This window comes from Paraburkholderia sp. RAU6.4a, from assembly GCF_050435625.1.
GTDB lineage: Bacteria > Pseudomonadota > Gammaproteobacteria > Burkholderiales > Burkholderiaceae > Paraburkholderia > Paraburkholderia tuberum.
In genome coordinates this window covers 210,983-226,197 of sequence record NZ_JBNDKQ010000002.1, presented here as the reverse complement: position 1 = coordinate 226,197, position 15,215 = coordinate 210,983, and the positions used below count along the sequence as shown (strand labels likewise).

The 15,215-nt window shown below is 64.8% G+C and carries 12 protein-coding genes and 1 pseudogene; 1 reads left to right on the top strand and 12 read right to left on the bottom strand.

Annotated elements, in window-relative coordinates; genetic code table 11:
- Positions 1-160 precede the first annotated feature (160 nt).
- From phaR to OKW40_RS05795, 6 genes and pseudogenes are all read right to left on the bottom strand, one after another.
- Positions 161-787: a polyhydroxyalkanoate synthesis repressor PhaR gene (gene phaR, locus OKW40_RS05820; protein WP_187610146.1), complete on the bottom strand. Its 627-nt coding sequence runs from the start codon at positions 785-787 to the stop codon at positions 161-163.
- Between the two features lie 137 nt (positions 788-924).
- Positions 925-1,665, bottom strand: a complete 741-nt coding sequence (locus tag OKW40_RS05815; protein ID WP_184003457.1) for a 3-ketoacyl-ACP reductase — start codon at positions 1,663-1,665, stop codon at positions 925-927.
- 227 nt (positions 1,666-1,892) lie between these two features.
- Positions 1,893-3,074, bottom strand: a complete 1,182-nt coding sequence (locus OKW40_RS05810) for an acetyl-CoA C-acetyltransferase (protein ID WP_184043870.1) — start codon at positions 3,072-3,074, stop codon at positions 1,893-1,895.
- A 196-nt stretch (positions 3,075-3,270) separates the two neighbouring features.
- Positions 3,271-5,085 (bottom strand): class I poly(R)-hydroxyalkanoic acid synthase, encoded by a 1,815-nt coding sequence (gene phaC, locus OKW40_RS05805; protein WP_429491924.1) that lies wholly within the window; start codon positions 5,083-5,085, stop codon positions 3,271-3,273.
- A 605-nt stretch (positions 5,086-5,690) separates the two neighbouring features.
- Positions 5,691-6,554: a peptidoglycan editing factor PgeF gene (gene pgeF / locus OKW40_RS05800; protein ID WP_429488679.1), complete on the bottom strand. Its 864-nt coding sequence runs from the start codon at positions 6,552-6,554 to the stop codon at positions 5,691-5,693.
- A pseudogene (locus OKW40_RS05795) lies at positions 6,551-7,802 on the bottom strand (RluA family pseudouridine synthase). Before OKW40_RS05795 ends, pgeF begins: the two are co-directional and overlap by 4 nt.
- Before the next feature lie 38 nt (positions 7,803-7,840).
- Here OKW40_RS05795 and OKW40_RS05790 point away from each other — a divergent pair.
- A complete protein-coding gene (locus OKW40_RS05790; RefSeq protein ID WP_090804648.1) occupies positions 7,841-8,701 on the top strand; it encodes an outer membrane protein assembly factor BamD in 861 nt (286 codons plus the stop codon).
- Positions 8,702-8,794: 93 nt separating this feature from the next.
- Here OKW40_RS05790 and rlmD read toward each other — a convergent pair whose 3' ends face one another.
- The 6 genes from rlmD to surE form a co-directional block, all read right to left on the bottom strand.
- Positions 8,795-10,225, bottom strand: coding sequence for a 23S rRNA (uracil(1939)-C(5))-methyltransferase RlmD (gene rlmD, locus OKW40_RS05785; protein ID WP_184064933.1), 1,431 nt, complete (start codon positions 10,223-10,225; stop codon positions 8,795-8,797).
- 148 nt (positions 10,226-10,373) lie between these two features.
- On the bottom strand, positions 10,374-11,150 hold the full coding sequence (locus OKW40_RS05780) for a 3'-5' exonuclease (RefSeq protein WP_184064915.1): 777 nt from the start codon (positions 11,148-11,150) through the stop codon (positions 10,374-10,376).
- Positions 11,151-11,154: 4 nt separating this feature from the next.
- Positions 11,155-12,243 carry an RNA polymerase sigma factor RpoS gene (gene rpoS, locus OKW40_RS05775; RefSeq protein WP_429488676.1) on the bottom strand — a complete coding sequence of 363 codons (1,089 nt, stop codon included), beginning with the start codon at positions 12,241-12,243 and terminating at the stop codon, positions 11,155-11,157.
- An 11-nt stretch (positions 12,244-12,254) separates the two neighbouring features.
- Positions 12,255-13,205, bottom strand: coding sequence for a peptidoglycan DD-metalloendopeptidase family protein (locus tag OKW40_RS05770; RefSeq protein WP_184028933.1), 951 nt, complete (start codon positions 13,203-13,205; stop codon positions 12,255-12,257).
- Between the two features lie 5 nt (positions 13,206-13,210).
- Complete coding sequence (locus OKW40_RS05765) at positions 13,211-14,422, bottom strand: protein-L-isoaspartate(D-aspartate) O-methyltransferase (protein WP_429488674.1); 1,212 nt, start codon at positions 14,420-14,422, stop codon at positions 13,211-13,213.
- Positions 14,419-15,177, bottom strand: a complete 759-nt coding sequence (surE, locus tag OKW40_RS05760) for a 5'/3'-nucleotidase SurE (protein ID WP_184063695.1) — start codon at positions 15,175-15,177, stop codon at positions 14,419-14,421. The genes OKW40_RS05765 and surE overlap by 4 nt, the downstream gene beginning before the upstream one ends.
- Positions 15,178-15,215 lie beyond the last annotated feature (38 nt).

Sequence of the window (15,215 nt, the reverse complement as noted above, 5' to 3'; positions counted from 1 at the left end):
AAAACGGTAACGGCGCAAGCAGCGGTGTGCCGGCAGTGGACGCAACGGACATCGAGCCGCGGCCGGAATCCGGTTCCGACGGAAAAGCGTCCCCACGCGCGGGCCGCCATTGTAGCGCGTCGGCGGCTGCACTCCCGCGAGCTCGCCGCCATTCACTCCTTCACTTCTTCTCCGTCTCCGGATTGGCCTGCGGCGTGGCCGGCGCATTGCTCACATTGCTCGCATTGCTCGCAGTGACCGCGCCGCCCGGCGTAAACGGGAACGTGGCGAACATGGTCTTCGCCTGATTCTGCATCTGCTCCTGCATCTGCACGAACATGTTCTTCGATTGCTCGATGTAGCTGGTCATCATGCCCTGCATCATCGGCGCCTGCATGTTCATGAACTGCGACCAGACTTCGGGGTTCATCGCCTTGCCTTCATAGAGATTCTTCGACTGGTCGGCAAGCTTCGCCTGAATGTCGATGAAGGCCTGGATGTTCTTTTCCAGATACGTGCCCATCATGCCTTGCATCGCATGACCGTAGAACCGGATGATCTGCGACAGCATCGACGACGAGAACATCGGCAGGCCGCCGCTCTCTTCTTCGAGAATGATCTGCAGCAGGATCGAGCGCGTCAGGTCCTCGTTGCTTTTGGCATCGATCACCTTGAAATCTTCCTGATCGAGCACGAGTTGCTTCACATCAGTCAGCGTGATGTAGGTACTCGTCTCGGTGTCGTAGAGCCGACGATTCGGATATTTCTTGATCAGTCGTTCGGCCGTTTTCTTTGTAGTAGTAGTCATGTAACGCCTTTAAGCTCGAGTTAAGCAAACGCGGAAACGGCGTCCGGGCTGTGCAACGGGATCCATTGCGCAGCCGGGACGCCGGCGAAACCATCTGAGCCGAAGCGCGCCGCCTTCCGGTCCGGCGCGCCGATGGCTCAGCCCATATGCAAGCCGCCGTTCAGCGAAAAATCGGCGCCCGTGGCGAAGCCCGATTCTTCCGACGCAAGCCACGCGACGATCGAGCCGATTTCGCCCGGCTGACCGAGGCGGCGCACCGGAATCGTCGCGACGATTTTTTCCAGCACGTCGGGGCGGATCGCCTTGACCATGTCGGTGCCGATGTAGCCCGGCGACACGGTGTTGACCGTCACGCCCTTGGTCGCCACTTCCTGCGCGAGCGACATCGTAAAGCCATGAATGCCGGCCTTCGCGGTCGAATAATTGGTCTGGCCGAACTGGCCCTTCTGGCCGTTCACCGACGAAATGTTGATCACCCGGCCAAAGCCACGCTCGACCATGCCGTCGATCACCTGCTTGGTGACGTTGAACAGGCTGGTCAGATTGGTGTCGATCACCGCCGTCCAGTCTTCGTGCGTCATCTTGCGGAACACGACGTCGCGCGTGATGCCGGCATTGTTGACCAGCACGTCGATCTCGCCGACTTCGGCCTTGACCTTGTCGAATGCGTCCTTGGTCGATTGCCAGTCACCGACGTTACCCTCGGAGGCGACGAAGTCGTAGCCGAGTACCTTCTGCTCGTCGAGCCACTTCGCACGGCGCGGCGAATTCGGGCCGCAGCCGGCGATCACCCTGAAGCCTTCCTTGTGCAGACGCTGGCAGATGCTGGTGCCGATGCCGCCCATGCCGCCCGTTACGTACGCAATTCGCTGTGTCATAAACCACACTCCGTTATCGTTGTCGAGGCGCCTGCCGGCGGCCTCGTGCCTCGCCTGATGCTGGTTCGCGTTGCCGCCGGGCGACCGTATGGCAACGCGCACTGCCGACACGAGTCACCTGTTGCAACGCGCCGCACCGCCAGTTGGTGTGCCGCGCGGCCAGATGCCTGTGCTGGCGAAGGCCGCGCGCGACCGGTCGCGAATGCGCGCGGCGTACCCAGCGTACTTTAAACGCGCTCGACCGCGAGCGCGACACCCATGCCGCCGCCGATACACAGCGACGCCAGACCCTTCTTCGCATCGCGCTTCTGCATTTCGTGCAGCAGCGTGACGAGAATCCGGCAACCGGACGCGCCGATCGGGTGGCCGATCGCGATCGCGCCGCCGTTCACGTTGATCTTCGACGTGTCCCAGCCCATCTGCTTGTGCACGGCGAGCGCCTGCGCGGCAAACGCTTCGTTGATTTCCATCAGGTCGAGGTCGGCCGGCGTCCAGCCCGCGCGCTCGAGGCAACGGCGCGAAGCCGGTACCGGGCCCATACCCATCACCTTCGGATCGACACCCGCGTTCGCGTATGCCTTGATGCGCGCGAGCGGCGTGAGGCCGAGCGCTTCCGCTTTTTTCAGCGACATCACGAGCACCGCGGCTGCGCCGTCGTTCAGACCCGATGCGTTGGCCGCCGTGACCGTGCCTTCCTTCGAGAACGCCGGCTTCAGGCTCGCGAGTGATTCGGCCGTCACGCCATGACGCACGAATTCGTCGGTGGTGAAGCGCAGCGGCTCGCCCTTGCGTTGCGGAATCTCGACCGGCACGATTTCGTCGTTGAAGCGCCCCGCCTTCTGCGCGGCTTCCGCCTTGTTCTGCGACAGCGCCGCGAACGCGTCCTGCTGTTCGCGCGTGATGCCGTGCTCCTTCGCGACGTTTTCGGCCGTCACGCCCATGTGGTACTGGTTGTAGACGTCCCACAGGCCGTCGACGATCATCGAGTCGATCAGCTTCGCGTCGCCCATGCGGAAACCGTCGCGCGAACCCGGCAGCACGTGCGGCGCGGCGCTCATGTTTTCCTGGCCGCCTGCCACGACGATGTCCGCGTCACCGGCGATGATCGCGTTGGCCGCGAGCATCACGGCCTTCAGACCTGAGCCGCAGACCTTGTTGATCGTCATGCCCGGCACGGCCGCCGGCAAACCCGCCTTGATCAGCGCCTGACGCGCGGGGTTCTGACCGGAGCCCGCCGTCAGCACCTGGCCCAGAATAACTTCGCTCACCTGTTCCGGCTTCACGCCTGCCCGTTCGAGCACGGCGCGCACCGCGAGCGCGCCGAGTTCAGGTGCGGCAATCTTCGCCAGCGACCCACCAAACTTGCCCACTGCAGTACGAGCGGCCGATACGATCACAACATCAGTCATTTCCATATCCTCCGGGCATCCCGGCCAACTGCGCCACAGCCCGTTACGTTAAAAATTGCGTTGCAACTTGCGTTGCTCTCACGCCTTCATCAACCAGACGCTCATTCACCTGCCAAACACCTATGCACCGGCCGACTGCGCACTATGCCGACGTCGACAGCAATGCCGTACGCGCGCGTCGAGCCTGTGCGTGAACCTACTCCCGTTGCCGCACGTAGCGGCCCGGCGCCGGCTCGATGACCGGGAATTCGTCGGAGCCCAAATTGGCGCGCGGCTTCACTTTCTTGCCGCCGTACTGATCGAGCCAGTCGGTCCATTCCGGCCACCAGCTGCCGGGCACTTCGGTCGCCGCGTCGAACCATTCGTCCGCGCTTTCGGGCAGCGTGTTCGCGTCGGTATCGAGCTTCCAGAAGCTGCGCTTTTTCTTCGCGGGCGGATTGATCACGCCGGCGATATGGCCCGACGCGCCGAGCACGAACTTTAGCGGCCCGGTGAGCAGCGGCGCCGACGCATACGCGGTTTGCCACGGCACGATATGGTCTTCGCGCGAACCGTAGATGAAGGTCGGCACGTCGATCTTCGACAGATCGATCGGCTCGCCGCAGGTGGTCAGCGCACCGGGCTCGCGCAGCTTGTTCTCGAGATACGTGTTGCGCAGATACCAGACGTACATCGGCCCAGGCAGACTGGTCGAGTCGCTGTTCCAGTACAGCAGGTCGAACGGTACCGGCGTGCGGCCCTTCAGGTAACTGTCGACGACGTAGTTCCACACGAGGTCGTTCGGGCGCAGGAACGAGAACGTGTTCGCGAACTCGACGCCGCGCATCAGTCCCGGCGGCGCGCCGTTCTTGCCGCCGATGCTCTGCTCGCGCATCTGCACGTGCGCCTCGTCGACGAACACGTCGAGCACGCCCGTGTCGGAGAAGTCGAGCATCGCGGTGAGCAGCGTCATCGACGCGGCCGGATGTTCGCCGCGCGCCGCAGCCACCGCGAGCGCGGTGGCGAGCATCGTGCCGCCGACGCAAAAGCCGAGCGTATTGATCTGCTCGCGGCCGCTGATCTTGCGCACGGTGTCGATCGAGGTGAGCACACCCTCGCCGATGTAGTCGTCCCACGTCTTGTGCGCGATGGACTGATCCGCGTTGCGCCACGAAATCAGGAACACCTGATGGCCCGAATCAAGCCCGTGCGCGACGAGCGAGTTTTCGGGTTGCAGGTCGAGAATGTAGTACTTGTTGATGCACGGCGGCACGATCAGGAGCGGCCGCTCGCGCACGGTCGCCGTGCGCGGCTTGTACTGGATCAGCTGCAGCAGATCGTTCTCGAACACGACCGAGCCTTCGGTGTTCGCGAGGTTCTCGCCGACCGCGAAACGCGATTCGTCGGTTTGGGAAATCTTGCCGCGCTGCATGTCGGCGAGCAGGTTCATCACGCCCTGGCGCAAGCTCTCGCCTTTGCTGTCGAGCAGCGTTTTCTGCGCTTCGGGATTCAGCGCGAAGAAGTTGCTCGGCGAGGCCGCCGCGGTCCACTGCTGGACCGCGAAGCGAATGCGCTCGCGGGTTTTCGGCTGGGTGTCGAGCGCGTCGACCATCTGCTGCAGATAGCGCGCGTTCAGCAGATACCACGCGGCGGTGAACGCGTAGGCGGGCGCCGCGCTCCAGGCGTCCGCGCTAAAGCGCCGGTCCTTGAGCTCGGGCGCCTTGATCGCCGACGTGGTGGCCTGCTGGATCAGCTCCATCGCCTCGCGCGAATAGTCGGTCTGCAGCTTCTGCAAACGCTCGGGCGGAATCGCGGCGGTGGGAATGCTCAGCCCCGGCAACGACGGCAACGCACCGGCGGCCAGCTTGCTGAAGTCGGGCATGCCGGGAAACGCCGGTATTTGCGGGAAGCCCGCCGTTATCTGCGCGAGGTCCGGCATCTGCGGCATTGAGGGCATCTGAAATGCCGTGCCATTGGGCTGCGCGCCGAACGAACGCCAGGCGTTCATCCAGGCGTCGAGAAATTGCTGCATGCCTGCGGCTGACGATGCACCGCTCGTACCGGCCTGCTGCGTCTGCTCCTTCGAGGAGTCGGTGCTGGGGGAAGCTGAGGAATGAGATGCTGCCATACCTGCTTTTGACCGGTAAGTCCTTGCGGACGGGTTGAGAGGCAGTTCCGTGCGCACGTGGCGATTGCTCGCGACTTCGTCACGCCCTGTCCCATGAACGACGAGGAGCTAAGAAGGAACATTCTTGCTCCCCATCACAAGGCATGTCAATGCTTGCTCCCGATTTTGCCGCAGTGCGATAGTTTTTTAATTATCGTTTTCCCTGTATGGCAAATCGCGCTTTAACGAATCAAATGATGCTTGCCGCGGGTAAATCCGAAAAACTCCTATGGCGCATGGCACTTAAGCATATTTATTCGTTCGGTCGCCCACACAGCTGGCGGGCGATTCGCGCTATCGGCGGGCCTTCGGGCAGCGCAACAAAAAATGCGTGTGAAGGCCGGGGAACGGGCCGTCAGCGACGGTCGGCAGTGGGATTCGCGAATAACGACCCGGTGCGCATTCACGCGAAATAAAACCTCGGCTCGATTTTAAAAGTATGACAAGATGCGCCCGCGCGCCATCCCGAATTAATCGGCAATTGATTGCGCCTGTTCGTCGATCCAGATCAACGCGGCCATGCGACCGGTCTCGCGATCACGGCGATACGAATAAAAACGCTCGCGCAACGTGACCGTGCACAGATCGCCGCCGCTGATGCGCGTAAGGCCGAGCCGCTGCAGGCGCAGGCGCGCCAGCGCCGGCAGATCGGCGAGATATTTGCCGGCATTCGCGGGATGCGCGACGAACGCCTGCGCGGTCGCGTCGCGTTGTGCATCGTCGGCACCGGTCATGAAGGCGTCACGCACGTCTGCGCCGACTTCGAATGCGGTGGGCCCGATCGACGGGCCGAGGTACGCATGCAGTTCGCTCGCCCGCACACCCGCCAGCGCCGCAACCCGCGCGGCGGTCTGCTCGACGATGCCCGCCGCGAGTCCGCGCCACCCGGCATGCGCGGCGCCGACCGCGCGCCCCGCTTCGTCGCACAACAGCACCGGCATGCAATCGGCGACCATGACGACGCACGCGATGCCCGCGCCATCGGTGACGCTCGCGTCGGCGCGCGCCGGCGCACCATGCTCGCGCGCGTACGCGATCGCATCCTCGGCGCGGACGATGCCGGCGCCATGGATCTGTTCGAGCCACGCGGCCTCGCGAACTCCGGCAAGCGCGACGAGCCGTGCGCGATTGCTCGCGACCGCGGCGGGATCGTCGCCGGTCTTCATGCCCAGATTCAGGCCGCCGGGCTGGTCGGCGCCATCGCGCCAGCGGCCGAACGGCGCGTCGCTGACGCCGCCGTCGCGGGTGGTCACGAGCGCGCGCACGCGCGGCGACACGTTCCATGCGGGTTGCACGACATCGGCAAAACCCAGCTCCGGCAGATTGGTGCTCATGCGTGATCGTCCTCGTCGTGGTCGCTGTCTTCATCGTACGCGCCGTCGTCGACCGATGCATCGTAGTCCTCATCCTCGCCATACGCATCGTCGAACTCGCCCGCGTCGTCGCGACCCAGACCGAGCGCGGCCGACAACGCCTCGATGTCGGCCGGCACCTCGGCGCGCCATTGCATCGAGCGGCCGGTCTTCGGATGAATCAGGCCGAGCCGCCACGCGTGCAGCGCCTGGCGCGCGAAGCCGTCTGGCAGCGGCGCGACCGAGCGCTTGCCGCGCGCGCGTCCGTACACGGGATCGCCGAGCAACGGATGACCGATGTGCGCGCAATGCACGCGAATCTGATGCGTGCGCCCCGTCTCCAGATCGCAGTGAATCGCCGTGACCGGCTGACGCTGCCAGATCGCCGAGGCCACGCGCCGGAAATGCGTGCGCGCCGGCTTGCCGGCCGCGCCCGTCACCACGGCCATGCGCGTGCGCTCGCGCGGATCGCGGCCGATCGGCGCGTCGATCGTGCCTTCGTCGGGCAGGTTGCCCCACACGAGCGCGAGGTAGCGGCGCTTGACCGTGCGCGCCTGCAACTGGCGCACGAGGTCGGTTTGCGCCTCGAGCGTGCGCGCGACCACCATCAGCCCCGAGGTCTCCATTGTCGAGCCGATGCACGATGCCCGCGCGCGGCAGACCCGCCGCGGACTCGCCATAGCGGTAGAGCAACCCGTTCAGCACGGTGCCGCTCCAGTTGCCAGCCGCCGGATGCACGACCATGCCGGCCGGCTTGTTGATCACGACGAGCGTGTCGTCCTCGTAGACGATGTCGAGCGGCACCGGCTCGGGCGTGAAGGCGAGTTGCTCGGGCAGCAGATCGGGCACGAGCTCGATCGTCGCGCCAAGCGGCACCGGCTGGCGGATCTTCGCCGCCTTGCCGTCGACGCGCACCCGCTGCGCCTCGATCCAGCTTTGCAGACGGCTGCGCGAGAACTCCGGGAATACTTTGGCGAGCACCTTGTCGAGGCGCTCGCCGGCCAGTTCGTCGGGTACCACGACGCTGCGCGGCGCTTCGTCGGCCGCGCGCACGGGCACGGGTGCCGCCGCGGCCGCAGAGCCTTGCGGGCTGCTTGCGGCGAGCGCGTCGCCGGAGAAATCGTCGTCGAGGGAATCGACGCCCAACGCGTCGGCCGGGTCGGCGCTTACGCTATAATCTTCGTTGCTATTCCCGGCGCCTGCGGCGCCTGGAGTATTTGAGCGGGTCATTGAATCTGGGTCACCTGGACGTAAAGCTAGACTGGAAAATGCGAGCCTTGAACACCATCACTGAAGCGGCGATCAATTTGGCGGCCATCAAGAAGGCGGCCCGGAAAGTGGCCGGATACATTGCGTGCGCCGCGGCCGTCGTCGCTGTTGCGGCTTGCCACGGCCTGCCGGAGAAGACCGACGAAACGGCAGCGTGGAACAACAACAAATTATATACGGAGGCGAACGACGCACTGACCGGTGGTGACTGGGGCAAGTGCGCGAAGTATTTCGAGCTGCTCGAGGGCCGCGACCCGTTCGGCCACTTCGCCCAGCAGGCGCAGATCAACGTCGCGTACTGCAACTGGAAAGACAACGAAAACGCCGCCGCCGACCAGGCCATCGACCGCTTCATCCAGCTGCACCCGGATCATCCGGACATCGCCTACGCGTATTACCTGAAGGGCATGATCCACTTCAACGACGACCTCGGTCTGTTCGGCCGCTTCTCGGGCCAGGATATGAGCGAGCGCGATCCGAAGTCGCTGCGCGAGTCGTATGACGCGTTCAAGGTCGTGGTGGACCGCTTCCCGAACAGCAAGTACGCGGCGGACGCCGCGCAGCGCATGCGCTACATCGTGAATGCGCTCGCATCGCACGAAGTCCACGCCGCGGACTACTACTATCGCCGCGGCGCCTATGTCGCCGCCATCAACCGTGCGCAGCTCGCATTGCGCGAGTACAAGAACGCGCCGGCCATCGAAGACGCGCTGCACATCATGATCCTGTCGTACGAGAAGCTGAACAACCAGCAACTCGCCGACGACACTCGTCGCGTGCTGGCCGGCACCTTCCCCGACAGCCCGTACGTGACCGGCCACGCACGGCCCGGCACGGCGAAGTCGTGGTGGCAGTTCTGAGCCCTCACGCGCCGACGGCACACTGACCTTCGTCTGAAAACGAAAACGCCACGACCTCGGTCGTGGCGTTTTCGTTTATGCGCGCCGCGAGACTCAATCGCGCTCGAACAGCGCAATCGATTCCACGTGCGACGTATGCGGGAACATATTGACGACGCCCGCGCCCACCAGCCGATAGCCGGCCTCATGCACGAGCAGCCCGGCATCGCGCGCGAGCGTGGCTGGCGCGCACGACACATAGACGATGCGCGTCGGCAGCGGCCCGTTGCCGCTCTGCGCGATCTCCGCGAGCGCCTTCGCGATCGCGAGCGCGCCTTCGCGCGGCGGATCGACGAGGAACTTGTCGAACTGGCCGAGGGCGCGCAAGTCGTCGGCGGTGACTTCGAACAGGTTGCGGCACGCGAACGACGTATGCCCGGCGACGCCATTCAGCTCCGCATTCGCGAGCGCGCGCTGGGTCAGCACTTCGCTACCCTCGATGCCGACCACTTCCCGCGAGATTCGCGCGAGCGGCAGCGTGAAGTTGCCGATCCCGCAGAACAGGTCGAGCACGCGGTCGGTGCGTGCCGGCGCCAGCAGGCGCAGCGCGCGGCTCACCAGCACGCGGTTGATCGCGTGATTGACCTGGGTGAAATCGGTTGGCTTGAATGGCATACGGATGCCGTATTCGGGCAGCGTGTAGTCGAGCTGCACGTCGAGAGGATAAAGCGGCGTGACCGTGTCGGGACCGCCCGGCTGGATCCAGAACTGCACCTTGTGCTCGTCCGCGAACTCGCGCAGCACCTGCTCGTCCCCGGCCGTCAGCGGTTCGAGGTTGCGCACGACGAGCGCCGTGACCGACGAGCCGACCGCGAGCTCGAGCTGCGGCACGCGGTCGTAGATAGACAGCTTGCGGACCATGAAACGCAGCGGCATCAGCATCGCCGACACGTGCGGCGGCAGCACCTCGCAGGTCTTCATGTCGGCGATATAGCTGCTCTTTTTCTCGTGAAAGCCGATGCGCATGCCGCCGCGCTCCGGCAGGTAGCGCACCGCGAGCCGCGCGCGATAGCGATAACCCCAGGACGGCCCGTGAATCGGCCGGAACACCGTTTCGGGGCGCAGCTTCGCCAGATGCTGCAGGCTGTCCTCGAGCACGCGCTGCTTGACCGCCACCTGCGCGCGCATGTCGAGATGCTGCATCGAGCAGCCGCCGCAGATGTTGAAGTACGTGCATTTCGGCGTCGTGCGGAGCACGCTTTCGCGGAACACCTGGACGACCTCGGCCTGCTCGAATTTCGGCTTGCTGCGATGCGTCGAATAACTGACGAGTTCACCCGGCAGCGCGCCTTCGACGAACACGACCTTGCCCGGCGTGCCGTCTTCGCTCGTGGTGCGGCCCACGCCACGCGCTTCCATATCGAGCGAAACGATTTCGATCAGCGGTTCGTTGCCGGTAATGACGGGCGCCGGCGCCGGGGCGTGCGCCCTGGCATGCTTCGATGAGCGCCGCGGCGAGCGACGTTGGGGGGCAGTTCGGGACACCTGCGGACTTCCTGACAAACTATGGGGAAAGGCGGGATTGTAGACGAAGCGCCGGGCTTGCCTGCGATGCGGTGCGGACCACACGCGGAGCGAGTGCGGATCGCGGCCCGGATTGCGGCTCCCCGGCGGAGGCTCTGCTCGCGCGCGCTTACTGCTCGAACGCCGCCAGATACTCGGCCCACTGCGGCGCGCTTTCCAGCGCGAGCGCGTTCTTCACGAGGTTGATCTCGTCAGCATACTCCGACGGCGAAAAACCACCGCGCATCAGTTGGAAGCGGCAATACAGCAGGTACGTATTGACGACGTCGGTCTCGCAGTAATTGCGGATTTCCTCGATACGCCCTTGCTGGAACGCCTGCCACACCTGACTGCCGTCCATGCCCATCTTGCCCGGAAAGCCGCACATCTTCGCGAGCGCGTCGAGCGGCGCGTTCGCGCGCGCCTGGTACATCGCGAGCACGTCCATCAGATCGGTGTGTCGCGCGTGGTAGCGGCTGATGTAGTTGTTCCACTTGAAGTCGCGGTCGTCCTCGCCGAGATCCCAGAACCGGTAGGCGGGGATGCCGTTGACGAGCGCGCGGTAGTTGAGCACCGGCAGATCGAAACCGCCGCCGTTCCACGACACGAGTTGCGGCGTGTACTTTTCGATCACGCGATAGAACGACTGCACGAGCGTCGCCTCGCCGTCCTCGGGCGTACCGAGCGAGCGCACGCGAAAACCGTTGTTGTCACGGAACACGCAGGAAATCGCCGCGACCCGCTGGAGGTGATGCGGCAGAAAATCGCTGCCAGTTTTTTCGCGGCGTGCGGCGAACGCGTGCTCGGCGACATCGGCGTCGCTCATCGACGCGGGCAAATCTTCAAGCCGGCGGATGCCGGCGACATCGGGAATCGTCTCGATGTCGAAAACAAGAATCGGTGTCATCAGGTCAGAGAACGGCGTCTTTGCGGACACCGTTTGAGGCAAAGAAGCGCTTCAGTCGCACCAGCGCTTCCTGTTGGATCTGGCGCACACGCTCGCGCGTGAGGCCCATTTCGTCGGCCAGCTCCTCGAGCGTGGCGGGCTCGATGTGATTCAGACCGAAGCGCCGCTCGATCACATGGCGGTGCTTGTCCGACAAACGCGCGAGCCATGCGCGTGTCAGTGTTTCGAGTTCGCGATGCTGCACTTCGGCGTCTGGCGACTGGCTCTGGTCGTCCGACAGCAGATCGAGCAGGCTGCTCGCCGGATCGAGATCGAGCGGCGCATCGAGCGAGGCGGTGTGCTCGTTCAGAGCGAGGATGTCGGTGACTTCGTCGGTGGTCTTGCCGGTCAGATAAGCGATGTCGTCGATGCTCGCGTCGCGGCGCTCGGCCGCCTCCCCCGAATTCATCGAGTTCTTTTCCAGATGGCGCTTCGCGCGCAACACCTGGTTGAGCTCACGAATCACATGGACGGGCAATCGCACCGTACGCGCCTGGTTCATGATCGCGCGCTCGATGCTCTGGCGGATCCACCACGTCGCGTAGGTCGAGAAACGGAAGCCGCGCGTCGGATCGAATTTTTCGATTGCGTGCATGAGGCCGAGGTTGCCCTCCTCGATCAGATCGAGCAGCGGCACGCCGCGATTCAGATAACCCTTGGCAATGCTGACGACCAGCCGCAGATTGCGCTCGATCATCACCTGCCGCGCTTCGAACTCGCCGGCCTTGGCAAGGCGCGAATATTTCTGCTCTTCCTCGACGGTGAGCAACGGCTTCACGCTGATGCGATTCAGATAATGCTGGATCGTGTCGGCCGTGAGCTCGGCCTGCAGCAGTGCGCGGAAATCGTCTGCGTCGGGCGGCGCCTCGCCGGTGGTTTCGCGCGCGTCAGCGCTCTCGCTGTCGTCGAGGCCGCTCTGGCGTTCGTCGAGTTCGCGCTCCTCCGCGACCTCTTCTTCCACTTCCGAAGCGCCGCTTTCGTCCACTGCGGCAGACGTGACTTCGCTGATCGTCTCAGACTCGGCTTGCGGCGGGCGGCGCTTCGATTTCGGCATGGTCGTATCGCTTATTGCGGCGGCAAATACTTCAGTGGGTCGACTGGTTTACCCTGTCGGCGAACTTCGAAATGCAACATCACACGGTCGGAATCGCTATTGCCCATCTCCGCGATCTTCTGCCCCTTCGTAACCGCGTCCCCCTCTTTTACCATCAAAGCGCGGTTGTGTGCATACGCGGTGAGATAAGTTGCATCATGCTTGATGATAATGAGATTGCCGTAACCACGCAGCCCATTTCCGGCATAGACGACGCGACCATCGGCTGACGCTTTAACCGGCTCGCCCGCCGAGCCGCCGATATTGACGCCCTTGTTGGTCGAGTCGTTGAACGTGTTGAGCAGCGGACCGCGCACCGGCCATGCAAATGCTACGTTGCCTGCCGCGGCGCTGCCGATGTCGGCGCTCGCCGCAGAGGGATTGGCCGGAGGCGCAGCTACCGCACCATTCGCGGGCGTACCGTTCGTCGCGCCGCCGTAGAGCGGCGGCATCGCGGCGCCGACCACGGCCGGCGCGTTGTTGTTCAGCGGTGCGCTTTGCACCGCGCCCGTGCTGCCGATCGGCGCGGTCGACACGCCCGGCGTCATGGCCGCGGTATTCGCGCCCGGCGGCACGACGCGCAGCAGCTGGTCGACTTCGATCTGATTCGGGTTGGTCAGGTTGTTCCACGTCGAGATGTCGCGGTAATTCTGGCCGTTTTCGAGCGCAATGCGGTACAGCGTATCGCCCGGCTTCACGCGATAGTAGCCGGGCGGCGGCGGGCCGAGCGGCACCGCCGGTTGCGCCGCGCCCTGCGCGGTGGCGAGCGTGCCGCCGCCGGAGCGGTCGACGACGGGCGCCTGGTCGAGCCGGGATGCACAGGCCGTCATCAACAGGGACAAGGCGAGCACGCACACGCTGCGCTGGGTTACGGTCAGGGGGGTATTCGGGGTGGTTCTCTGCATCGCGCGCAACATACTCATCGGTGTCAAATCACTCCGGATTTTAAGGGTACAAAGAAAACGCGATCAAGCCGCGACTCGCGCCATTGCGCGGGGCCGAGGCGTTCGATCAGCGTCAGCACCTGGCTCTGTCCTTCCTGCGAGCCGACCGGCGCAACCAGACGTCCGCCGATCGCAAGCTGCTCGAGCAACGCCTGCGGCACGTCGAGCCCGGCCGCCGCGATCACGATCGCGTCGAACGGGGCCGCCGACGGCAAACCGAGCCGCCCGTCGCCGTAATGCAGCCGGATATTCGGAATGCGCAGCGGACGCAGATTCGTCTTCGCGCGCTCGGACAGCGGCTTGATGCGTTCGATCGAATAAACCTCGCGCGCGACCTGGCTCAGCACCGCCGCCTGATAGCCGCAACCGGTGCCGATTTCGAGCACCGTGTTCAGCGCGCGCCCGGCCGCCGCGAGTTCGATCATTCGCGCAACCACCGACGGCTTCGAGATAGTCTGGTGATGACCGATCGGCAGCGCGGCATCTTCGTACGCCTGGGCCGCAAGACCCGGATCGACGAACATGTGGCGCGGCACCGCCGCCATCGCGTTCAGCACACGCTGATCGCTGACGCCATTGGCTCGCACGCGTTCGACCATGCGTTCGCGAACCCGTTCCGAGGTCAGCGCCAAGGCGTTGTTCATCGCGCCGCTGGTCGCGCCGCCGAATGCGCCGCTCATTGCACCGGCCAACGCGGCGTTCGGCGCGGGTTTCGCGCTTTGCTGCAGTTGCGACTGGAGTGGCGATGGCGTCGCGCGTGCGCTGTGGCCAGGCGCATGCGTCGAGTTTTTGCCCGGCTTGACCGACGACTTTGGTGCTTGCTTGACAGGCTGCCCCGCCAATGCACCAGCCAACGAGTTCGCCGTTGTCTTTGCGACTGGCGCGGCCAGCGGCTTTGGCGGCATTACACCGGTCGCCGCCGTTGACGTACCAAACGGAGAGCTTTGCGTCTTCGCCTGGGGAATCACCTGGGGTCGCGTCGCCGGCGTAGCTTGCGCAGCAGCTGAGGTCCTCGCTTGCGCCCGTGCGGCCGCGCCGCCCTGCGTCGGTTTCGCCGACTGCTGCCGTGCGTTCAACGCCGCGCTCGCCGCGAGCGCCGCCGCGCGCATCTCACCCGGACGTCCCTCGGGCCGGCGCGGTTCGCGCACCAGGTCCTCGAGACCTAACGGAAAGCGCTTCGCGCGCTCGCCGGTCATGAACTGCCGCTCCCGGCGCGCAGCCAGTCGCGCGCCGCAGGCAGCATTTGCGTGTAGGTCAGATCGAGCTGCAGCGGCGTGATCGACACGGCGCCGTTGGCCACCGCATGGAAGTCCGTGCCTTCGCTCGCGTCGCGCGCCTGGCCCGAGGCGCCGATCCAATAGATCGGTTCGCCGCGCGGATTGGTCTGGCGGATCACCGGCTGCGACGGATGACGTTTGCCGAGCCGCGTGATCTGCCAGCCGCGCAGTTCGTCATACGGCAGGTTAGGGATATTGACGTTCAGCAGCGGATGTCCCGGCAACGGCCGCGCGAGATAATGCGCGACGATTTCGGCGGCAACGCGGGCCGCGTCTTCGAGATGCGCCCAGTCCTTGTCGACGAGCGAGAACGCGATGGCCGGCACCCCGAACATGATGCCTTCGGTGGCGGCTGCGACGGTGCCGGAATACAGCGTGTCGTCGCCCATGTTCTGGCCGTTGTTGATACCCGACACGACCAGGTCCGGTGTATGGTCGAGCATGCCGGTCAGTGCGATGTGCACCGAGTCGGTCGGCGTGCCGTTCACGTAGTAGAAACCGTTCGCCGAACGCAGGACCGACAGCGGCCGCCACAGCGTCAGGGAATTCGACGCGGCGCTGCAGTTCTGTTCGGGAGCCATCACGGTGACGTTGGCGATCGGCTTCAGCGCTTCGTAAAGCGCGGCGAGGCCCGGCGCCAGATAACCGTCGTCGTTGCTGAGTAGGATTCGCATGCGCCGATTGTAACCGAGGAAAGATGGCACGCGAACGA

Coding starts and splice junctions, on each gene's coding strand:
- OKW40_RS05765 (WP_429488674.1), bottom strand. CDS start 14,422: ATGACCGGCGAGCGCGCGAAGCGCTTTCCGTTAGGTCTCGAGGACCTG.
- OKW40_RS05780 (WP_184064915.1), bottom strand. CDS start 11,150: ATGACACCGATTCTTGTTTTCGACATCGAGACGATTCCCGATGTCGCC.
- OKW40_RS05810 (WP_184043870.1), bottom strand. CDS start 3,074: ATGACTGATGTTGTGATCGTATCGGCCGCTCGTACTGCAGTGGGCAAG.
- rpoS (WP_429488676.1), bottom strand. CDS start 12,243: ATGCCGAAATCGAAGCGCCGCCCGCCGCAAGCCGAGTCTGAGACGATC.
- OKW40_RS05815 (WP_184003457.1), bottom strand. CDS start 1,665: ATGACACAGCGAATTGCGTACGTAACGGGCGGCATGGGCGGCATCGGC.
- OKW40_RS05790 (WP_090804648.1), top strand. CDS start 7,841: ATGCGAGCCTTGAACACCATCACTGAAGCGGCGATCAATTTGGCGGCC.
- phaC (WP_429491924.1), bottom strand. CDS start 5,085: ATGCAGCAATTTCTCGACGCCTGGATGAACGCCTGGCGTTCGTTCGGC.
- phaR (WP_187610146.1), bottom strand. CDS start 787: ATGACTACTACTACAAAGAAAACGGCCGAACGACTGATCAAGAAATAT.
- OKW40_RS05770 (WP_184028933.1), bottom strand. CDS start 13,205: ATGAGTATGTTGCGCGCGATGCAGAGAACCACCCCGAATACCCCCCTG.
- pgeF (WP_429488679.1), bottom strand. CDS start 6,554: ATGAGCACCAATCTGCCGGAGCTGGGTTTTGCCGATGTCGTGCAACCC.
- surE (WP_184063695.1), bottom strand. CDS start 15,177: ATGCGAATCCTACTCAGCAACGACGACGGTTATCTGGCGCCGGGCCTC.